This window comes from Streptomyces sp. NPDC050625, from assembly GCF_040654755.1.
Classification (GTDB): Bacteria; Actinomycetota; Actinomycetes; order Streptomycetales; family Streptomycetaceae; genus Streptomyces.
Genome location: NZ_JBFAIQ010000001.1, coordinates 888,652 through 908,204, shown reverse-complemented (window position 1 = coordinate 908,204; position 19,553 = coordinate 888,652). Strand labels below are relative to the sequence as shown.

General features: G+C 71.4%; 17 protein-coding genes. 11 read left to right on the top strand and 6 right to left on the bottom strand.

Annotated features, from left to right (window positions below; all coding sequences use genetic code 11):
• Positions 1-148: 148 nt before the first annotated feature.
• The 6 genes from scy to AB0I54_RS04175 all read left to right on the top strand — a co-directional run bounded on the left by scy (position 149) and on the right by AB0I54_RS04175 (position 9,183).
• Positions 149-3,997 (top strand): polarized growth protein Scy, encoded by a 3,849-nt coding sequence (gene scy / locus AB0I54_RS04200; RefSeq protein WP_363294301.1) that lies wholly within the window; start codon positions 149-151, stop codon positions 3,995-3,997.
• A 183-nt stretch (positions 3,998-4,180) separates the two neighbouring features.
• Entirely contained in the window at positions 4,181-5,116 is a 936-nt protein-coding gene (locus AB0I54_RS04195) for a cellulose-binding protein (RefSeq protein ID WP_363294300.1), read from the top strand.
• An 81-nt stretch (positions 5,117-5,197) separates the two neighbouring features.
• Positions 5,198-6,151 carry an ABC transporter ATP-binding protein gene (locus tag AB0I54_RS04190; protein ID WP_363294299.1) on the top strand — a complete coding sequence of 318 codons (954 nt, stop codon included), beginning with the start codon at positions 5,198-5,200 and terminating at the stop codon, positions 6,149-6,151.
• A gap of 3 nt (positions 6,152-6,154) precedes the next feature.
• Positions 6,155-6,925, top strand: a complete 771-nt coding sequence (locus AB0I54_RS04185) for an ABC transporter permease (RefSeq protein WP_363294298.1) — start codon at positions 6,155-6,157, stop codon at positions 6,923-6,925.
• A gap of 120 nt (positions 6,926-7,045) precedes the next feature.
• Positions 7,046-8,308 carry an ABC transporter ATP-binding protein gene (locus AB0I54_RS04180; RefSeq protein WP_363294297.1) on the top strand — a complete coding sequence of 421 codons (1,263 nt, stop codon included), beginning with the start codon at positions 7,046-7,048 and terminating at the stop codon, positions 8,306-8,308.
• Positions 8,305-9,183, top strand: coding sequence for an ABC transporter permease subunit (locus tag AB0I54_RS04175; RefSeq protein ID WP_363294296.1), 879 nt, complete (start codon positions 8,305-8,307; stop codon positions 9,181-9,183). The genes AB0I54_RS04180 and AB0I54_RS04175 overlap by 4 nt, the downstream gene beginning before the upstream one ends.
• A 12-nt stretch (positions 9,184-9,195) precedes the next feature.
• Here the strand turns inward: AB0I54_RS04175 and AB0I54_RS04170 are convergent, their stop codons facing one another.
• Entirely contained in the window at positions 9,196-9,528 is a 333-nt protein-coding gene (locus AB0I54_RS04170) for an ATP/GTP-binding protein (protein WP_363294295.1), read from the bottom strand.
• A 224-nt stretch (positions 9,529-9,752) separates the two neighbouring features.
• Between AB0I54_RS04170 and AB0I54_RS04165 the strand changes: the two genes are divergently transcribed.
• Entirely contained in the window at positions 9,753-10,781 is a 1,029-nt protein-coding gene (locus AB0I54_RS04165) for an LLM class flavin-dependent oxidoreductase (RefSeq protein WP_363294294.1), read from the top strand.
• Between the two features lie 130 nt (positions 10,782-10,911).
• On the opposite strand, the gene AB0I54_RS04160 is transcribed toward AB0I54_RS04165, so the two are convergent.
• Positions 10,912-11,304: an SCO5389 family protein gene (locus AB0I54_RS04160; RefSeq protein WP_363294293.1), complete on the bottom strand. Its 393-nt coding sequence runs from the start codon at positions 11,302-11,304 to the stop codon at positions 10,912-10,914.
• 298 nt (positions 11,305-11,602) lie between these two features.
• On the opposite strand from AB0I54_RS04160, the gene nucS reads away from it, so the two are divergent.
• Positions 11,603-12,274 (top strand): endonuclease NucS, encoded by a 672-nt coding sequence (gene nucS, locus AB0I54_RS04155; RefSeq protein ID WP_363294292.1) that lies wholly within the window; start codon positions 11,603-11,605, stop codon positions 12,272-12,274.
• 80 nt (positions 12,275-12,354) lie between these two features.
• Here the strand turns inward: nucS and AB0I54_RS04150 are convergent, their stop codons facing one another.
• From AB0I54_RS04150 to AB0I54_RS04135, 4 genes are all read right to left on the bottom strand, one after another.
• A complete protein-coding gene (locus AB0I54_RS04150) occupies positions 12,355-14,862 on the bottom strand; it encodes an ATP-binding protein (RefSeq protein WP_363294291.1) in 2,508 nt (835 codons plus the stop codon).
• A 267-nt stretch (positions 14,863-15,129) separates the two neighbouring features.
• A complete protein-coding gene (locus AB0I54_RS04145; RefSeq protein ID WP_263212752.1) occupies positions 15,130-15,453 on the bottom strand; it encodes an STAS domain-containing protein in 324 nt (107 codons plus the stop codon).
• A 177-nt stretch (positions 15,454-15,630) separates the two neighbouring features.
• A complete protein-coding gene (locus AB0I54_RS04140) occupies positions 15,631-16,479 on the bottom strand; it encodes a 3-hydroxyacyl-CoA dehydrogenase family protein (protein WP_363294290.1) in 849 nt (282 codons plus the stop codon).
• Between the two features lie 124 nt (positions 16,480-16,603).
• The gene (locus AB0I54_RS04135; RefSeq protein WP_363294289.1) at positions 16,604-17,245 is read right to left on the bottom strand and encodes a helix-turn-helix domain-containing protein; all 642 of its coding nucleotides are present in this window, start codon (positions 17,243-17,245) and stop codon (positions 16,604-16,606) included.
• Between the two features lie 92 nt (positions 17,246-17,337).
• On the opposite strand from AB0I54_RS04135, the gene AB0I54_RS04130 reads away from it, so the two are divergent.
• Genes AB0I54_RS04130 through AB0I54_RS04120 form a run of 3 tightly spaced genes read left to right on the top strand, consistent with a single transcriptional unit; the run spans position 17,338 to position 19,517 of the window.
• Positions 17,338-18,159: an ATP-binding cassette domain-containing protein gene (locus AB0I54_RS04130; protein WP_363294288.1), complete on the top strand. Its 822-nt coding sequence runs from the start codon at positions 17,338-17,340 to the stop codon at positions 18,157-18,159.
• 19 nt (positions 18,160-18,178) lie between these two features.
• Positions 18,179-18,928: an ABC transporter permease gene (locus AB0I54_RS04125; RefSeq protein ID WP_363294287.1), complete on the top strand. Its 750-nt coding sequence runs from the start codon at positions 18,179-18,181 to the stop codon at positions 18,926-18,928.
• A gap of 13 nt (positions 18,929-18,941) precedes the next feature.
• The gene (locus tag AB0I54_RS04120; protein WP_363294286.1) at positions 18,942-19,517 is read left to right on the top strand and encodes a cob(I)yrinic acid a,c-diamide adenosyltransferase; all 576 of its coding nucleotides are present in this window, start codon (positions 18,942-18,944) and stop codon (positions 19,515-19,517) included.
• The last annotated feature ends 36 nt before the right edge of the window (positions 19,518-19,553 follow it).

Below are 19,553 nucleotides of genomic sequence, written 5' to 3'. Positions count from 1 at the left end.
CCGGGGTCCGGGTTTCGGGGGGCGAGCGTCGGGCAGCACAGCCCGTGCACCGCCGTTGATCTGACACCATTCCCCGGGGGCCCCGTTCGGCGGATGGACGGTGCTCGTTTGGACATGCCTGCTACCAGGGGACGGATGGGACCGCGCAGTGCGGGGCTACGAGAGCCAGGAGCGAGAGCCGGCGGCTGACGTCGACCACCTCTCTCGGTTCGAGGCCGAGATGAAGCGGCTGAAGACCGAGCGGGAAAAGGCGATCCAGCACGCCGAGGACCTCGGCTACCAGGTCGAGGTGCTGCGCGCCAAGCTGCACGAGGCGCGGCGCACCATCATGTCCCGGCCCGCTTTCGACGGCGGTGACATCGGCTATCAGGCCGAGCAGCTGCTGCGGAACGCGCAGATGCAGGCCGACCAGCTGCGCATGGACGCCGAGCGCGAGCTGAGCCAGGCCCGCGCGCAGACCCAGCGCATCCTCCAGGAGCACGCCGAGCAGGCCGCCCGTCTGCAGGCCGAGCTGCACGCCGAGGCCGTGGCCCGCCGCCAGCAGCTGGACCAGGAGCTGGCCGAGCGCCGGCAGACCGTCGAGTCGCACGTCAACGAGAACGTGGCCTGGGCGGAGCAGCTGCGGGCCCGTACGGAGTCCCAGGCCCGCCGGCTGCTCGACGAGTCCCGCGCTGAGGCCGAGCAGGCCATGGCGGCCGCGCGTGCCGAGGCCGAGCGGCTGACCGACGAGGCCCGGCAGCGGCTGACGAGCGACGCCGAGTCGGCGCGCGCGGAGGCCGAGCAGCTGCTGCGCCGGGCCCGGACGGACGCCGAGCGCCTGCTGAACGCCGCGTCCACCCAGGCCCAGGAGGCCACCGACCACGCGGAGCAGCTGCGCAGCTCCACCGCGACGGAGTCGGACGCCGCCCGCCGCCAGGCGAGCGAGCTGAGCCGGGCCGCCGAGCAGCGCATTGCCGAGGCCGAGGCGGCGGTGCGCAAGGCGCAGTCCGAGGCCGAGAAGCTGGTCAACGAGGCCAAGGAGGCCGCCGCCAAGGCGCTGGCCAGTGCCGAGTCGACCAACGAGCAGCGCACCCGCACGGCGAAGGAGCAGGTCGCCCGGCTGGTCAGCGAGGCCACGAAGGAGGCCGAGTCCACCAAGGCGGACGCCGAGCAGATCGTCGCGGACGCCCGCGCCGAGGCCGAGAAGATCCTCGCCGAGGCCGGCGAGAAGGCCCGCAGCGTCACCGCCGAGGAGACCGCCTCCCAGCTGGGCAAGGCCGCGAAGACCGCCGAGGACGTCCTCAACAAGGCCTCGGAGGAGGCCCGGAAGACCACCAAGGCGGCCGGCGAGGAGGCCGAGCGGATCCGCCGTGAGGCGGAGGCCGAGGCCGACCGGCTGCGGGCCGAGGCGCACGACCTCGCCGAGCAGCTCAAGGGCGCGGCGAAGGACGACACCAAGGAGTACCGCGCCAAGACGGTCGAGCTGCAGGAGGAGGCGCGCCGGCTGCGCGGCGAGGCCGAGCAGCTGCGTGCCGACGCGATCGCCGAGGGCGAGAGCCTGCGTGCCGAGGCCCGGCGCGAGGCCGTGCAGCAGATCGAGGAGGCGGCCAAGTCCGCCGAGGAGCTGCTGTCCAAGGCGAAGGCCGACGCGGACGAGCTGCGGCAGAGCGCCACGACGGACAGCGAGAAGGTCCGTACGGAGGCCATCGAGCGGGCCACCACGCTGCGCCGGCAGGCCGAGGAGACCCTGGAGCGCACCCGCAAGGAGGCCGAGCGGCACCGCGCGGAGGTCGACGAGCAGGCCGAGGCGCTCAAGGAGGACGCCGAGCGGGCCGCGCGCGAACTGCGGGAGGAGACCGAGCGCGCGGTGGAGGCCCGGCGGCTGGAGGCGGCCGACGAGCTGACCCGGCTGCACACCGAGGCCGAGGACCGGCTCGCCTCCGCCGAGCAGTCGCTGTCCGACGCCCGCGACGAGGCCGCCCGCATCCGCCGGGAGGCCGCCGAGGAGACCGAGCGGCTGCGCACCGAGGCCGCCGAGCGCATCCGTACGCTCCAGCAGCAGGCGGAGGCCGAGGCCGAGCGGCTGCGCACCGAGGCGGCGGCGGACGCGTCCGCGTCCCGCGCGGAGGGCGAGAACGTCGCCGTGCGCCTGCGCTCGGAGGCCGCGGCCGAGGCCGAGCGGCTGAAGTCGGAGGCCCAGGACACCGCCGACCGGGTACGGGCGGAGGCGCAGGCCGCCGCCGAGCGCCTGGGCACCGAGGCGTCCGAGACGCTGGCCGCCGCGCAGGAGGAGGCCGTCCGGCGCCGCCGCGAGGCCGAGGAGCTCCTCGGTTCCGCCCGGCAGGAGGCCGACCAGGAGCGCGAGCGGGCCCGCGAGCAGAGCGAGGAGCTGCTGGCCTCCGCCCGCAACCGGGTGGAGGAGGCGCAGGCCGAGGCCGTCCGGCTGGTCGAGGAGGCCGACCGGCGGGCCACCGAGATGGTGTCGGCGGCCGAGCAGCACGCCCAGCAGGTCCGGGACTCCGTCGTCGGCCTGCACGAGCAGGCGCAGGAGGAGATCACCGGCCTGCGCTCCGCCGCCGAGCACGCGGCGGAGCGTACGCGCCGGGAGGCCGAGGAGGAGGCGGACCGCGTCCGCGCCGACGCCTACGCCGAGCGGGAGCGGGCGAGCGAGGACGCGACCCGCGTCCGGCGCGAGGCGAACGAGGAGTCGGAGGCGGCCAAGAGCCTCGCCGAGCGCACGATGGCGGAGGCGATCGCCGAGTCCGAGCGGCTGCGTTCGGACGCGTCGGCGCACGCCCAGCGGGTGCGGACGGAGGCGTCCGACACCATCGCCCAGGCGGACCAGGACGCGACCCGCACCAGGGCGGACGCCCGCGACGACGCCAACCGCATCCGCTCGGACGCGGCGACGCAGGCGGACACCCTCATCACCGAGGCGCGTTCCGAGGCGGAGCGGCTCCAGACGGAGACGATCGCGGAGGCCGACCGGATCCGGGCGGAGGCCATCGCCAAGGCTGAGAAGCTGATCACGGACGCCACCGGGGACGCGGAGCGGCTGCGCGCCGAGGCCGCCGAGACGGTCGGCTCCGCCCAGCGGCACGCCGAGCGGGTCCGCAACGATGCCGAGCGGCTCGGGGCGGACGCGGAGGCGGCGGCCGAGCGGCTGGTCTCGTCCGCGCGCAAGGAGGCCGAGCGGACGCTGGACGAGGCCCGCAAGGACGCCAACAAGCGGCGCTCCGAGGCGGCCGAACAGGTCGACACACTCATCACGGAGACCACGGCCGAGGCCGACAAGCTGCTCACCGAGGCGCAGCAGCAGGCGCTGCAGACCACCGCGGACGCCGAGTCGCAGGCGGACACCATGGTCGGCGCCGCCCGCAGCGAGGCGGAGCGCCTGATCTCCGAGGCGACGGTCGAGGGCAACGGGATGGTGGAGAAGGCCCGTACGGACGCGGACGAGCTGCTCGTCGGCGCCCGCCGGGACGCCACCGCCATAAGGGAGCGCGCGGAGGAGCTGCGCGACCGCATCACCAGCGAGATCGAGGGGCTGCACGAGCGGGCCCGCCGTGAGGCCGCCGAGACCATGAAGTCCACCGGCGACCGCTGTGACGCGCTCATCAAGTCCGCCGAGGAGCAGCACGCCAAGGCGCAGGCGAAGGCCAAGGAGATCGTGTCGGAGGCCAACTCCGAGGCGGGCAAGGTCCGGATCGCGGCCGTGAAGAAGGCCGAGACGCTGCTCAAGGAGGCCGAGCAGAAGAAGGCCACGCTCGTCCGGGAGGCCGAGGAGCTCAAGGCCGAGGCGATCCGCGAGGCCAAGAAGACGGTCGAGGAGGGCAAGCGCGAGCTGGAGATCCTGGTGCGCCGCCGCGAGGACATCAACGCGGAGATCTCCCGTGTCCAGACCGTGCTGGAGGCGTTGACCTCATTCGAGGCGCCGAGCACGGGCAAGGACGGCGGCGTCAAGGCGGGGGCAACGATCGGGACGCCTCGTTCGGGTGGCAAGTCTTCGGATGACTAGCCGAACCCTTCGATTCCGTTACCTTCTGGGCTCTTTGTCCGAGTCGTTGGCAAGCGCTGCGCGGGTTGACCACTCAAAAGAGGTGTCATTCTCCAGATCAAACACGTATCCGCTCGATGACACACCGCTTCGGCCCCTAGGATTCCACCTATCACCTCACCGGTCTCATTCGACAGGAACCCCATGAGCGACACTTCCCCCTACGGCTTCGAGCTAGTGCGGCGTGGGTACGACCGCGCTCAGGTGGACGAACGGATCTCCAAGCTCGTCTCCGACCGTGACAGCGCTCTCGCCCGCATCACCGCTCTGGAAAAGCGCATCGAGGAGCTCCACCTCGAGACACAGAACGCCCAGGCACAGGTGACCGACGCCGAGCCGTCGTACGCCGGTCTCGGTGCACGTGTCGAGAAGATCCTCCGCCTCGCCGAGGAGGAGGCCAAGGATCTGCGCGACGAGGCCCGGCGCGCGGCCGAGCAGCACCGCGAGCTCGCCGAGTCGGCGGCCCAGCAGGTCCGCAACGACGCGGAGTCGTTCGCCGCGGAGCGCAAGGCCAAGGCCGAGGACGAGGGCGTCCGGATCGTCGAGAAGGCCAAGAGCGACGCCTCTCAGCTGCGCTCCGACGCCCAGAAGGACGCGCAGTCGAAGCGCGAGGAGGCCGACGCCCTCTTCGAGGAGACCCGTGCCAAGGCCGCCCAGGCCGCGGCCGACTTCGAGACGAACCTCGCCAAGCGCCGCGAGCAGTCCGAGCGCGACCTGGCCTCGCGTCAGGCCAAGGCCGAGAAGCGTCTCGCCGAGATCGAGCACCGCGCCGAGCAGCTGCGTCTGGAGGCGGAGAAGCTGCGCACCGACGCCGAGCGCCGTGCCCGCCAGACGGTCGAGACGGCCCAGCGCCAGGCCGAGGACATCGTCGCCGACGCCAACGCCAAGGCCGACCGCATCCGCTCGGAATCCGAGCGCGAGCTGGCCGCTCTCACCAACCGCCGCGACTCCATCAACGCCCAGCTGACGAACGTCCGCGAGATGCTCGCCACGCTCACGGGCGCCGCGGTGGCCGCCGCCGGCTCCCCGGCCGAGGACGAGCCGATCTCCCGGGGTGTTCCGGCCCAGCAGTCCCGGTAACACCCGGCGTACGCCGACAGAACAAAGAAGCCCCCTGCCGCTCCGGTGGCAGGGGGCTTCGTCCCGTCTTAGCGTGTCCGCATGATCGAGCTGGTGGGGCTGACCAAGCGGTACGGCGAGAAGGTCGCGGTCGACAATCTGACCTTCGCCGTGCGGCCGGGCATCGTCACGGGGTTTCTCGGGCCCAACGGGGCCGGGAAGTCCACGACCATGCGGATGATCCTCGGACTCGACCACCCCACCGCGGGCGACGTCCACATCGACGGCAAGCACTACGACCAGCTGAAGGACCCGCTGACGTACATCGGGGCGCTGCTGGAGGCGAAGGGGGTGCACGGCGGGCGGAGCGCGTTCAACCATCTGCTGTGCCTCGCGCAGAGCAACGGGATCCCCAGGAGCCGGGTGCACGAGGTGCTGGACACCGTGGGGCTCACGGCGGTGGCACGGAAGAAGGCCAAGGGGTTCTCGCTGGGCATGGGACAGCGGCTCGGCATCGCGGCCGCGCTGCTCGGTGATCCCCGGATCCTGATGTTCGACGAGCCGGTCAACGGGCTCGACCCCGAGGGCATCCACTGGATCCGCAACCTGATGAAGTCGCTGGCCGCGCAGGGCCGGACCGTGTTCGTCTCCAGCCATCTGATGAGCGAGATGGCGCTGACCGCCGACCACCTGGTGGTCATCGGTCAGGGGCGGCTGCTCGCGGACACCTCCATGGCCGACTTCATCCGGCAGAACTCACGGTCGTACGTCCGGATCCGCACCCCGCAGCGCGAGCGGCTGCTCGACGCGCTGCACGAGGGCGGGATCACCGCCGTCGAGTCGGGCAGCGGGGCGCTGGAGGTGGACGGCGGCAAGGCCGAGCAGATCGGCGAGCTCGCCGCGCGAGGCGGGATCGTGCTGCACGAGCTGAGCCCGCAGCAGGCCTCCCTGGAGGAGGCGTTCATGCGGCTGACGGCGGAGTCGGTGGAGTACCACGCACACGCAGACACCGCCCCCGTCCAGCAGGACTGGGGCGCCGACTGGAAGGGGGCCTGAACCGTGGTGGTCGCACAGGTCGTCCGGTCCGAGTGGACGAAGATCCGGTCCGTCGCGTCCACCGTGTGGACGCTGTCCCTCGCCGTGGTCGTCACCGTCGCCCTCGGCATGCTGATCTCGGCGCTGTCGAGGAGCCAGTTCGACAACATGCCCGTGCGGGAGCGGCTCTCCTTCGACCCCACCTTCATCAGCTTCGCGGGCATGACGCTCGGACAGCTGGCGATGATCGTGTTCGGGGTGCTCGTCGTGTCGAACGAGTACAGCACCGGCATGATCCGCACCTCGCTGGCCGCCGTACCGCAGCGCGGCACCTTTCTGTTCAGCAAGATCGCGGTGGCCACCGGGCTCGCCCTGGCCGTCGGCATGGTCACCAGCTTCGCCGCCTTCTTCCTCGGGCAGGCGATGCTCGGCTCCCACCGGACGCAGCTCGGCGACACCGGGGTGCTGCGGGCGGTCCTCGGCGGCGGGTTCTACATGACCCTCATCGCGATGTTCTCGATGGGCGTCGCCTCGATGCTGCGCTCGCCGATGCTGTCGCTCGGCATCCTGATGCCGTTCTTCTTCCTGATCTCCAACATCCTCGGCAACGTCGACGCGACCAAGAAGATCGGCCGGTTCCTGCCGGACCAGGCGGGCAGCCGGATCATGCAGGTGGTCCCGCGGGTCGACGACGACACCCCGTACGGCCCCTGGGGCGGGCTGGGGATCATGGTGCTGTGGGTGATCGCCGCGATCGCGGGCGGGTACGTGCTGCTGAAGAAGCGCGACGCCTGAAGAAGCGCGACGCCTGAGGTTTTACTTCTCCTTGAGCGGAACCGTCAGCGCCCGGTTATCCTCCTAACCCTTACGGGGGCGTGTGCCCCGCTGTCCTGAACCTTTCGATGGGTGCGGAGCATGATCGAGGCTGTCGGCCTGACCAAGCGCTACGGCGACAAGACCGCCGTGTACAACCTTTCCTTCCAGGTGCGGCCCGGAGCCGTCACCGGCTTCCTCGGGCCGAACGGCTCGGGCAAGTCGACGACCATGCGGATGATCCTGGGGCTGGACAACCCGACCGCGGGCACGGTGACGATCGGCGGTTACCCGTACCGCAGGCTGCCCAACGCCCCCCGCCAGGTCGGCGCGCTGCTGGACGCCAAGGCGGTGCACGGCGGCCGGCACGCCCGCAACCATCTGCTGTGCCTGGCCCAGCTGTCGGGCATCCCGGCCCGGCGGGTGGACGAGGTGCTCGGGGTCGTCGGCCTCCAGGACGTGGCGAAGAAGCGGTCCAAGGGCTTCTCGCTCGGCATGGGGCAGCGGCTCGGCATCGCGGCCGCGCTGCTCGGCGACCCGCAGGTGCTGCTGTTCGACGAGCCGGTCAACGGCCTCGACCCCGAGGGCATCCTGTGGGTGCGCAATCTGATGAAGGCGCTGGCGGCGGAGGGACGGACCGTGTTCGTCTCCAGCCACCTGATGAGCGAGATGGCGCTGACCGCCGACCACCTCATCGTCATCGGGCGCGGACAGCTGCTCGCCGACATGAGCATCAAGGACTTCATCTCGGCGAACTCGGCCGACTTCGCGCGCGTGAGGACGCCCGACACCGAGCCCCAGCTGCGCGAGAAGCTGACGTCCGCGCTCACCGAGGCGGGCGGGCATGTGATGCCGGAGCAGGACGGGGCGCTGCGCGTCACGGGACTCGCGCTCCCCCGCATCAGTGACCTGGCGCACGAGTCCGACGTACGGCTGTGGGAGCTGTCGCCGCACCAGGCATCGCTGGAGGAGGCGTACATGCGGATGACGCAGGGCGCCGTCGACTACCGCTCGACCGTCGACCAGAAGGCCGGCCTCCAGCAGCCGCTGCCGCCCGGCGCCCAGCCGCCGATGCCGGTACCGGGCCAGGGCCAGCCGGGCTGGTACGCCCCGCCGCCGCCCCAGCAGGGCGGTGGGCCGTTCGCCCCGCCGCAGGGCCAGGCGGCGCCGGGCGCGGCGCCCACGGGGCCCTACGGCGCTCCCGCCGGGGCCCCCGGCGCCGGACAGCCGAACCCGTACGCGCAGCCCGCCTCGGCGGCGCCCCAGCAGCCGCCCGCGGCCCCGGCCCCCGCTGCCGAATCGTCACCGCAGCCGGCCGCCGCTCCCGTCACCGCCGACCTGACCAAGCCCGAGGACGCCCGATGAGCACGCACCAGCCCCCGATGCCGCAGGCAGCCGCAGCCGCGCCGAACTGGCAGTCGGCGCCCGGCGGGCAGTACCCCGGTTACACCTCGCCGATCCCGGTGGTGCGCACCCACCTCGGCCATGCGCTGGCCTCCGAGTGGACGAAGATCAAGTCGGTGCGTTCGACGATGTGGACGCTCGGTGTGTTCGTGGTCCTCGTCGTCGGCATCGGCCTGCTCGCCGGTACGGTGGTCAGCAACTCCTCCTCCGACCTGTCGGGCGAGAACCCGCTGAGCCTGGGCTTCTTCGGATTGCTCCTGGGCAGCATGTGCATCATCACGCTCGGCGTGCTGACCACGGCCTCGGAGTACGGGACGGGGATGATCCGTACGACGATGACCGCCTGCCCCAGCCGTGCGCGTGTGCTCGCGGCCAAGGCGATCGTGTTCTTCCTCGTCGCCTTCGTGGTCACGCTCGCGGCCGCGTCGTTCGTCGCCATGGTCCAGGCGTCCCTGCTGGAAGGAAACGGCGCGCGCACCCCGTCCGGCGGGGAATGGCTCAAGGGCACCGTCGGCATCAGCCTCTACATCGCCCTGCTCGGCCTGCTCTCGCTGGTCGTCGGCTCGATCATCCGGCACTCGGCGGGCGCCATCACCATCATGATCGGTGCCGTCCTGGCCCCGCTGGTGATCGCGCTGTTCATGTTCTCCTCGTCGCTGGAGAAGGTGCGCGAGGCCCTGTTCCAGTACTCGATCCCCAACCAGATGAGCGTCTTCTACTCCAACTCCCTCAGCGACAAGGGCCCGTCCGGCTGGGACCCGCTGTGGATCATCGTGGGCGTGACGGCCGTCGCGTTCGGCGGAGCCCTCGTGCTGCTGCAGAAGCGGGACGTGTAGCTCGTACGAAGCTCAGAACCTCGGCGCGTTCCGGGACCGCTGCACCCGTGTGGTGCGGCGGTCCTTCGCGTTCCAGCAGGCCTTGTGCCAGTGCCGGCGGTCGTCGACGCCGGCGTGCTGCGGCCAGGCCACGACGTGCGGGACGCCGGAGGGGATCACCTGGTCGCAGCCGGGGCAGCGGTAGGTCTTGCCCTCCGCGCTCGCCCCGGCCACATGGCGCACGTACCACTCCTCCCCCTGCCAGCTCTCCGTGGACTGCCAGCCGCCGTAACGGCCGCCGCCCTCCTCCTCGGCGCTCCGGCCGGACGAACCGGCTCCCTTGGCTCGGTTGCGACGCGGGGACACGGGACACCTCTCGGGGCTATACAGGAAGCACGGGCTGTGTCCAGCCTACGCGGCGCGGACAGGGGTACGCGTAGGGAACCAACCCGCACAAGTCCCTCTCCAGGGCGACCCGTTCTGCAGACAATCCGGAAATCTCTTCGCGAGGCCGTGTCCTCGGCACGTGTCGGACGGTTATGCCGGGTGGGGGAGCTCCGCGTCGGAGCCAAGGAAGCAGGAAAAGAACGATGCGCGTCGGAAGTTTTGTGCTGGCAGCCCAGTTCCCGGGCCAAGGCCAGGGGGAGGCCCTGCACCGGGCGGTCCGCTCGGCGGAGGTCGCCGAGGAGGCGGGGCTGGACACCGTCTGGCTCGGCGAACACCACTTCGTGCCGTACGGCACCTGTCCATCGGCGGTCACCCTGGCCGCCCTGCTGCTGGGCCGCACCCAGCGCATCCGGGTCGGCACGGCCGTCAGCGTACTGCCCACCGTCCACCCGGTCGCCCTCGGCGAGCAGGCCGCGCTGCTGCATGTGACGAGCGGCGGGCGCTTCACCCTCGGCCTGGGGCGCGGCGGGCCCTGGGTGGACCTGGAGGTGTTCGGCTCCGGCCTCGGTGCGTACGAGCACGGGTTCCCGGAATCACTCGATCTGCTGGTGCGCTGGCTGCGCGAACCGGCGGTCGCGGCCGCGGGGGAACGGTTCTCCTTCCGTGAGGTCCCCGTCGTACCCCGCCCGTCGGAGGCGCTGACGGACACCCCGGGTCCCGAGGTCGTCGTCGCCTGCACCTCGCCGGCGAGCGTACGGCTGGCGGCCGAGCGCGGACTGCCGATGCTGCTCGGCATGCACATCGGGGACGAGGAGAAGGCCGAGATGGTCGCCCTGTGGCGGCAGCACGCACGCGCGGCGGGGCGGACCACGGACGAGATCCTCGGCGCGGCCCATGTCTCGGCGGGCGTCTGCCAGATCGCGGACCGGCGCACCGACGCGGCGGAGACGCTGCTGAAGGCGATGCCGGGCTGGCTGAAGCAGGGCCTGGAGGCCCATGTGACGGTGGACGGCCGGCAGCGCGCGATGCGCGATCCGCTGGCGTACACCGAACTGCTCTGCGGACTGCACCCGGTGGGCACCCCGCGGCTGTGCACCGACCGGCTCGCGGCGACCTCGGAGCGAACCGGCATCACCCGGTTCGCCCTGATGGTCGAGGGTTCGGGCGACCTGGCGGCGACGGAGGAGAACGTTCGGCGGCTCGGCGCGGAGGTACTGCCCGGCCTCCGCTGAACGAACCGACCGTCGCGCCGCTCAACACCCTTGCCACGCAGAGAGCTTGCCGCCCCTGTACCGATTGCACCTCCCGCATGTGGAGCGGCAAGCAAGCGGCTCACTGCGTGAGCGGTCCCGGAGCTCCGCGTCAGCAGTCCCGGAGCTCCGGGGACTGGTTCAGCAGCTGACTGCGCACCGAGGTGAAGCGGGCCAGCGTCTCGTCGACCGAGGCGTCCACCGGGAACACCGCCACCCGGTGGCAGTTCTGGAAGGCCAGCCGCACACCGAAGTGCCGCTGCAGCGCCCCGCGTATGGCGTCACTCGCGAGTGCGCGGAGCAGCTGGCCCCGTGCCTGCTCGTCCGGCGGGGGCGTCTGGTTGTCGGCGAACTGTCCGCCGTCCACCTTCAGCTGGGCCACCAGGGAGCTGATCATCTCCCATGCATAGGGCAGGGAGGTCCGGACGCAGTCGACGAAGGCAGCTTCGTCGACCTCGCCTCGCTCGGCCTGTTCGAGTAGGGCCGGTGAGACGTCGAGCGACATGGGTTCTCCTCTCGCACCCCCGACGAACAGGGGTTGCCGGACAGGTAAGAGAGTTCGCGATACCGAACACGCTGCGTACACACATCGCGACCTCCCGTTTACTACGGTAGGCAACCGACGGTGACCGCACCAGCAGATTGCGTACATGGCCCGGTCCCGTTGGGGGCACAATCGGCCAAGGATGAACAAGAGTTTCCAAAGCAAAAGGGGCGGCCCCGAGGGTCTCCAGTGAGGGGGGAGGCGGGAGACAGGTGGGCGAATCGCGTGGGCGGCGGGGTGTCGAGTAGCGTTGCCGACCATGCGTCTCGTCATCGCCCGGTGCTCCGTCGACTACGCCGGCCGGCTCACCGCCCACCTCCCCTCGGCCCCCCGCCTGATCCTGGTCAAGGCGGACGGCAGCGTCTCGATCCATGCGGACGACCGGGCCTACAAGCCCCTCAACTGGATGTCGCCGCCCTGCACGCTGAAGGAGGGGGCCGGCGAGGAGGAAGGTGTCTGGACCGTCGTCAACAAGACGGGCGAGAAGCTGATCATCACCATGGAGGAAGTCCTCCACGACTCCTCGCACGAACTCGGCGTGGACCCCGGCCTGATCAAGGACGGCGTGGAAGCACACCTCCAGGAGCTGCTCGCCGACCGCATCGAGACCCTCGGCGAGGGCTACACCCTGATCCGCCGCGAGTACATGACCGCCATCGGCCCGGTCGACATCCTGTGCCGGGACGCCGACGGGCAGACCGTCGCGATCGAGATCAAGCGGCGCGGCGAGATCGACGGCGTGGAGCAACTCACCCGCTATCTCGAACTGCTGAACCGCGACCCCCATCTCGCCCCGGTGCGCGGCATCTTCGCCGCCCAGGAGATCAAGCCCCAGGCCCGGGTCCTCGCGACCGACCGCGGCATCGGCTGCCAGGTCCTCGACTACGACGCGCTCAGGGGCATCGAGGACGACAAGCTGCGGCTGTTCTGAGGCGCCGGGAGCGGCTTCGGTACGTACGGCACACGAGGGCCGGGTCCCGACGGGGACCCGGCCCTCGTGTGCCGTACGGCTCAGATCACCGGACCGTCGGAGCCACTTTTCGGTGCGCCCGCCGAACTGCTCGACGCGGCGGGGGCGCTGGAGGCGGGGCCGCTGGCCGAGTTGGAGGTCGTCGGGGTCGACGACTGGGTCTGCGTCGGCGTGGGCGTGGGCGTGCTCGACCGGGTCGGGGTGGACGACGGGGTCGGCGATGAGGAGTGCGAGTTCGACGGCCGCGGGGACGTCGGGCGCGTGCTGGACTTGGACGGCTTCGGCGAGGTGCTGCCGCTGTCGCCGCCCGACCCCTTCGTGCCGCTCGGCCGCTCCGAGGGCTCGGGGGTGTCGGACGGGGAACTCGGGTCCGTCGGGCGGCTGGTGGCCGTGCCCGTGTCGCCCTTGCTCCCGTCGTCCTGCGTCGGGTCCGCGCCGAGGCTGCCGTCGTCGGTGCCCTGACTGGCCGAGGGGTTGACGCTCACGTTGTTCGACGGGTCGTCGGCGCTGTCGTGCGACGTCATGCCGAGGGTGACCACCGTGCCGAGCACCGCGGCGAGCAGCGCGCCGGAACCGGCGGCGACGAGGTTGCGCCGGGCCAGGCGCCGCAGACCGCCGCCCTGCGTCTTCGGCGCCGGGTCCGAGGGCCGGTGGGTGACCAGTGTGTCGCCCGGGGGCGGCAGCGCCGGCAGGTAGGCCGCACGAACTCCGCCGGGCGGCGACGCCGACTCGTCGTGGCGCGCGTCGGGCACCTCCTCGCCCGCCGTGGCCCCCACGCCGGGCACGTCGCCCGCGCGGTCGGCGACCAGGGCGAGGGCGCGCCGGCCGACGACCGTGCCGCGCTTGTCGGCGAGGGCGCCGCGCAGCCCGTTGGATGCCTCCAGCTCGGCGCGGGCCCGGTCGAGCTGTCCGCCGCAGAGCGCGAGTATGCCCAACTCATGGTGGAAGTAGGCCTGTTCCGAGACCTCACCGGCCTGCCTGGCGGCCTCGGAGCCGGAGCGCAGCGCCCGGTCCCAGGCGTTCCAGTGGAGGCCCGCGGCGAAGGCCGGGGCGGCCGTGCGGGCCAGCTCCACGGCGGTGCTCTCCTCGCCCTCGGCCGGGGGCGTCGTCGCGGGCACCACGACGGCCAGCGCGGCGAGCAGGGCGTCGGCCTCGGCGCACACCCGCTCCGGGGTGACGGAGGGGTGTCCGGCCCACCAGGCGTAGTGCCGGGCCGCGGTGAGGGCGGTGTCATCGGCGCCGTCGGCGTATCCGGCGGCCTCCAGCTGGGCCTGCACACCGGCCGCCAGGCGGTAGCGGGAGCCGACCGGGGAGACCAGTCCGCAGGCGGCCAGCTCGGCGAGGGCGGCGTCCGCGTGGGTGTCGCCGACCAGGGCGGGCAGATGGGCCTGGTGCGGCACCTCGCCGCCCAGGGCGACGGCGAAGCGCAGGGCGGCGCGGGCGGAGGCGCTCAGCCGGGAGGCGAGCAGCGGCGCGGGCGCGGCGGCCTCGCCGAGGGACGGCAGGGGCACCTCCGCGGCGTCGACGGGTTCCGCCTCGACCGGGGTGGTGGGGGTACCTCCCTGCTCGAGCGCAGCCGAGAGCTTGGGGGAGGGGAGCCGTACGTCCTCGAAGACGCCGACCTCGTCGACCGCGCCCGCGCTGGCCCGCAGTTGGTCGCGCTGCCGCAGCAGGGCCCCGGCCTGGACGAAGCGCAGGGGCAGGCCCTCGGACTCGAACCAGAGGTCGCCGGCCCAGTTGGACTCGTCCTCGGTGAGGACGCGGCCGACGGCGCGCTCCATCAGGTCCACGCCCGCGGCGCGGTCGAGGCCGCTGAGGAAGACCTCCTCGATCGCGGAGTCGGCGGAGGGGGCGGGCACGTCCGGGGTGGCGCCGATCAGGAAGGCGCACTCGGGGGTGGCGTCGATGAGCTCGTCGAGCCCGGTGCCGCCGAACTCGATGTCGTCGACGACGACGACCGCGCCGATCTCCCGGACCAGTTCCAGCAGTTCGTCCTGGGCCGGCCGGTGCAGGGGCGCGTCGTAGACCGCGTGGAACAGGTCGTGGAGCAGGTCGCTCGCGGTGCGGTGGAACCCGGTGAGGCGGACCACGCCGTCGGGGGCGAGGTCCGAGCAGTCGTCGGCGACGAGGTCGAGGAGGGCGCTGCGGCCGGCGCCGGCCGGGCCGGTGAGCCGTACGGAGCGGCCGCGGGCGAGCAGCCGCACGAGGCGCTCGCGCTCTTCCTGGCGCTCCAGGAGCGGCAGCGCGGGCTGCGCGGGTCCCGGGGGCACGGGCGGCCGGGCGGCGCGCTCGGTCTCGGCTCGCTCGGCCGCGGTGAGCTTCGTGGGCCGGCCGGGCCGCTCCGCGGGCGGGCAGAGCTCTATCTCGCTGCCGTCGACGGGATTGACGGTGAGCAGGAGGTCGCCCGAGACGAGCTGCACCGTGCGGGCGAGTGCGGGTGCGCTCTGGACGAAGTCTGAAGTGAGGGATTCCCGGGGCGGGCGCTGGCGCGGCGTGCTGCCGTCACCGTTCTGGCCGTGCCCCTCGGGTCCCCGGTTGATCGGGTCCATAGGTTCCTAGCCCCCCAAAAGCGTCGTGTGCCCGTGTCCGGCCCCTCCCGGCCTGCTGCACACCGCGCTGTCGCTTCTGGTCCGGGCCCGCTCGAGGGTTGCTTGGCTGCGGGCGACCGAACCTTAAACCTTGGCACAGTATCTCCGACAGGTCGGGGTACCGGGCCGTCCGAGACGTCACAGTCTCGTGAGGATTGCGCGCGACGTGCGGTTCGCCGATGTCCGACCGGGTCTCGTCCGCCCCCTGGAGCACACCCGGTCGAGGAGTTACACGCGGGGCAACGACTCCACCCCGATGCCTCCCTCGATGGCCAGGATCCGGTGCAGCCGGGTGGCCACCAGCAGGCGCTGCATCTGCGGCGGTACACCGCGCAGCACCAGACGCCGGCCGCAGCGGCCGGCCCGCCGGTGGGCGCCCATGATCACCCCGAGTCCGGTGGCGTCCCAGGAGTCCAGTTCTGACAGGTCGAGCACGAGGTCGCCGACTCCGCCGTCGACGGCCGCATGCAGGACCGTACGGGCGTCCGCCGCGCTGCGTACGTCGAGGCGGCCCCCGACGACCAGCCCGGCGTGGTCGCCCCTGATGTGCATATGCGCTCCCCGTGAGTGCGGCGTCGTGCTCCAGGTACTCCAAGACGGTGCGTTGCACCGTCTGACTGCTTCAGCGGCGGTCAGGTTGCCGTCTGTAAGCGAACCGATACCGAATTCACCCCCGCGGGTGATACCCGCGGGGACTGTGCGGTTTCAGCGGCGGTACGTACACGAGTTTCAGTACGTGTAGAAGCCCTGCCCGCTCTTGCGTCCGATGTCACCGGCGTCAACCATCCGGCGCATCAGCTCCGGCGGCGCGAACTTCTCGTCCTGCGACTCCGTGTAGATGTTGCTGGTGGCGTGCAGCAGGATGTCGACACCGGTGAGGTCCGCCGTGGCGAGCGGGCCCATGGCGTGGCCGAAGCCCAGCTTGCAGGCGAGGTCGATGTCCTCGGCCGTCGCGACGCCCGACTCGTACAGCTTGGTCGCCTCGACGACGAGGGCCGAGATGAGCCGGGTGGTGACGAAGCCGGCCACGTCCCGGTTGACGACGATGCAGGTCTTGCCGACGGACTCGGCGAACTCCCGCGCGGTGGCGAGGGTTTCGTCGCTGGTCTTGTAGCCGCGGACGAGTTCGACGAGCTGCATCATCGGCACCGGCGAGAAGAAGTGCACACCGACGACCCGCTCGGGGCGCTCGGTGGCCGCCGCGATCTTGGTGATCGGGATCGCGGAGGTGTTGGAGGCGAGCACCGCCTCCGGGCGCACGATCTTGTCGAGCGCACGGAAGATCTCGTGCTTGACCTCAAGCTTCTCGAAGACGGCCTCGACGACGACATCGGCGTCCGCGGCCGCGTCCAGGTCGGTGGTCGCGGTGATGCGGCCGAGGGCGGCGTCGGCGTCGTGCGCCTCCAGCTTGCCCTTGCTCACGAACTTGTCGTACGAGGCCTTGATGCCGTCGGTGCCACGCTTGAGCGCCTCGTCGGTGACGTCACGCAGGACGACGTCCCAGCCCGCCTGTGCGGAGACCTGGGCAATGCCGGAACCCATGAGACCGGCCCCGATGACGGCAAGCTTCCGTGCCACTCCGACTCCCCTTACACGCTGTTTACGTATGGCTCTTTCGCGGACGATAGCGCTCGTGAGGGGCCGTGTGACCGGTAAGTAATGCGCGTCACGTCTCAGCTGACGGACATCACACCGGGAGGGGTCATTCCAAGCCTCGGACGGCGTAGTTGAGCACCTTTTCACTGAACAGGTCCTCTATCTCGTCGAGGAGGAACAGCACTTCTCGGGACACTTCACGCGGATCGCGACCTTTGATCATCTCGCAGGCGATGGCGGACATGACGGCGTGGTGGGCCCAGTTGATCTGACCCGCCATCAGAGCGGGGAGCGGATCGTCCTGCGCCGCGCCGGTCTCCTCGCGCAGCAGGGCCTCAAGATTGGCCTGGATCTCCTGCTGGATCGCCCACAGCCGGGAGCGCAGCGCGGGCGCCTCCTCGATCACCCGCATGAAGCGGGCGTAGCCGGGGATCAGCCCGACCCGGGGCGAGACCGCCTCGACCTCCTCGCGCAGCTCGCGCAGCACCGCCACGGCGGCCGACTCCCCGTCGGCGCGGCCGCGCACCCAGCGGGCCAGCCGGTCGATCATGCCGGAGGACCGGTCGAAGAAGAGGTCCTCCTTGGCCGGGAAGTAGTTGTAGACCGTGTTGACGGAGACATTGGCGGCGTCGGCGATCTCCGCCATCGTCACCGCGTCGAATCCGCGCTCGATGAACAGGCCCGTGGCGACATCCGAGATGTACTGCCTGGTCTGCCGCTTCTTCCGCTCCCGGAGCCCTTCTGCCATGGCCGAATCCTAGCCTCGCCGGACCGCTTCACTGGGCAGAGTGAAAACTTGTGGTCATTGCAAAATTTCAGGGACTCTGTTTTTCTGGCGGCATGACAGCAGTCATCAGCGCGGCCGGACTGGCCCGCACCTTCCAGACGAAACGCGGCCCCGTGGAGGCCGTGCGCGGCATCGACCTCACCGTCCACGAGGGCGAGATCCTCGGCTTCCTCGGCCCGAACGGCGCCGGCAAGACGACCACCCTGCGGATGCTCACCACCCTGCTGGAGCCGACCGGCGGCGTGGCGACCGTGGCCGGCCACGACCTGGCCACCGACCCGGCCGGGGTGCGCCGCGCATGCGGCTACGTCGCCCAGTCCGGCGGTGTCGACGGACAGATCGGCGTACGGGAGGAGCTGGTCACCCAGGGCCGCCTGTACCGCCTGCCAAAAGCTCGGGCCGTCGAGCGAGCCGACGAACTGGCCCGCGACCTGGACCTCACCGGCCTGCTGGACCGCAGGACGTCCGCGCTGTCGGGCGGCCAGCTACGACGACTGGACATCGCGATGGCACTCACCCACCGCCCGAAGGTCCTGTTCCTCGACGAGCCCACGACCGGGCTCGATCCCGGCAGCCGCGCGGACCTGTGGGCACTGGTCCGACGGCTGCGCGACGAGCACGGCACGACGGTCTTCCTCACCACCCACTATCTGGACGAGGCCGACGCCCTCTCCGACCGTCTGGTCGTCGTCGACCGGGGTGTGGTCGTGGCCGAGGGCACACCGAGCGCGCTGAAGCTGGAGTACGGCGGCTCGCTCGACGCCTCGCTCCAGGACACGTTTCTCGCCATCACCGGCCGCGGGCCCTCCCCCAGTCTCGAACAGGCTCGACCGGGGGGACCCCCATCGGCCGACGCCGCCCCCGTAGCCGTATAGGACACCGAGGACCGAGCCGATGCTCCTTCACGACACCGCACTCATCTACGGCCGCTGTCTGCGCCAGTCCCTGCGCTCCCGCTTCGCGCTGCTCTTCGGCGTCCTGATGCCGCTGCTGTACCTCTTGTTCTTCGGCCCGCTGCTCACCGGCCTGCCGCTCGGCGCGCGGGGCAGCTCCTGGCAGGTTCTCGTCCCCGGGCTGCTGCTCCAACTCGGCCTGTTCGGGGCCGCCTTCGCGGGGTTCGCGATCATCATCGAGAAGGGGCAGGGGGTGGTGGAGCGCATGCGCGTCACTCCGGTCAGCCGGCTCGCCCTGCTGCTCGGCAGGGTGCTGCGCGACGCGACGGTCTTCGTCTTCCAGGCGGTGCTGCTGGTGCTGGCCGCGGTGGCGATGGGGCTGCGCGCGCCGCTGCCCGGCATCCTGATCGGCTTCGCGTTCGTCGCCCTGCTCACCGTCTCGCTCGGCTCGCTGTCGTACGCGATGGCGATGAAGGTGAGTACCCCGCAGGAGTTCGGCCCGCTGGTCAACGCGCTGACCATGCCGTCGATGCTCCTGTCCGGCCTGATGCTGCCGATGACCCTGGCCCCGGGCTGGCTGGACGTGCTCTCCCACTTCGTCCCGTTCCGCTATCTCGTGGACGCGGTGCGCGACGCGTACGTCGGCTCCTACACGACGGCCCACATGTTCTACGGCGTCCTCGTCGCCGTCGCCTTCGCGACACTGGCCGTGACGGTGGGCACACGCGTGTTCCGAACGGCCGGAGGGTAACTACGCTGGTCACATGGTCAATCTGACGCGCATCTACACCAGGACCGGCGACAAGGGCACCACAGCCCTCGGTGACATGAGCCGGGTCGCCAAGACCGATCTGCGGATCTCGGCCTACGCCGACGCCAACGAGGCGAATGCGGTGATCGGTACGGCGATCGCGCTGGGCGGGCTGAGGGAGGAGATCGTCGAGGTCCTCACCCGGGTGCAGAACGACCTGTTCGACGTGGGTGCGGACCTGTCGACGCCGGTGGTGGAGAACCCGGAGTTCCCGCCGCTCAGGGTCGAGCAGTTCTACATCGACAAGCTGGAGGCGGACTGCGACCGCTTCAACGAGCGGCTGGAGAAGCTGCGCTCCTTCATCCTCCCCGGCGGCACCCCCGGCGCGGCCCTGCTCCACCATGCCTGCACGGTCGTACGCCGCGCCGAGCGCTCGACGTGGGCGGCCCTGGAGGCCCACGGCGAGATCATGAACCCCCTGACGGCCACCTACCTCAACCGCCTCTCGGACCTGCTCTTCATCCTGGCACGGACGGCCAATGGAAGCGCGGGCGATGTCCTGTGGGTGCCAGGCGGCGAACGCGGGTAAACACCCCGGCCGGGGGCCCGGGGGTAGCCCCCGGGA

What these genes read in the sequence shown, in the direction of transcription:
- AB0I54_RS04195 (WP_363294300.1), top strand. Translation starts at nt 4,181, where the DNA reads ATGAGCGACACTTCCCCCTACGGCTTCGAGCTAGTGCGGCGTGGGTAC.
- AB0I54_RS04190 (WP_363294299.1), top strand. Translation starts at nt 5,198, where the DNA reads ATGATCGAGCTGGTGGGGCTGACCAAGCGGTACGGCGAGAAGGTCGCG.
- AB0I54_RS04180 (WP_363294297.1), top strand. Translation starts at nt 7,046, where the DNA reads ATGATCGAGGCTGTCGGCCTGACCAAGCGCTACGGCGACAAGACCGCC.
- AB0I54_RS04175 (WP_363294296.1), top strand. Translation starts at nt 8,305, where the DNA reads ATGAGCACGCACCAGCCCCCGATGCCGCAGGCAGCCGCAGCCGCGCCG.
- AB0I54_RS04165 (WP_363294294.1), top strand. Translation starts at nt 9,753, where the DNA reads ATGCGCGTCGGAAGTTTTGTGCTGGCAGCCCAGTTCCCGGGCCAAGGC.
- AB0I54_RS04160 (WP_363294293.1), bottom strand. Translation starts at nt 11,304, where the DNA reads ATGTCGCTCGACGTCTCACCGGCCCTACTCGAACAGGCCGAGCGAGGC.
- nucS (WP_363294292.1), top strand. Translation starts at nt 11,603, where the DNA reads ATGCGTCTCGTCATCGCCCGGTGCTCCGTCGACTACGCCGGCCGGCTC.
- AB0I54_RS04150 (WP_363294291.1), bottom strand. Translation starts at nt 14,862, where the DNA reads ATGGACCCGATCAACCGGGGACCCGAGGGGCACGGCCAGAACGGTGAC.
- AB0I54_RS04145 (WP_263212752.1), bottom strand. Translation starts at nt 15,453, where the DNA reads ATGCACATCAGGGGCGACCACGCCGGGCTGGTCGTCGGGGGCCGCCTC.
- AB0I54_RS04135 (WP_363294289.1), bottom strand. Translation starts at nt 17,245, where the DNA reads ATGGCAGAAGGGCTCCGGGAGCGGAAGAAGCGGCAGACCAGGCAGTAC.
- AB0I54_RS04130 (WP_363294288.1), top strand. Translation starts at nt 17,338, where the DNA reads ATGACAGCAGTCATCAGCGCGGCCGGACTGGCCCGCACCTTCCAGACG.
- AB0I54_RS04125 (WP_363294287.1), top strand. Translation starts at nt 18,179, where the DNA reads ATGCTCCTTCACGACACCGCACTCATCTACGGCCGCTGTCTGCGCCAG.
- AB0I54_RS04120 (WP_363294286.1), top strand. Translation starts at nt 18,942, where the DNA reads ATGGTCAATCTGACGCGCATCTACACCAGGACCGGCGACAAGGGCACC.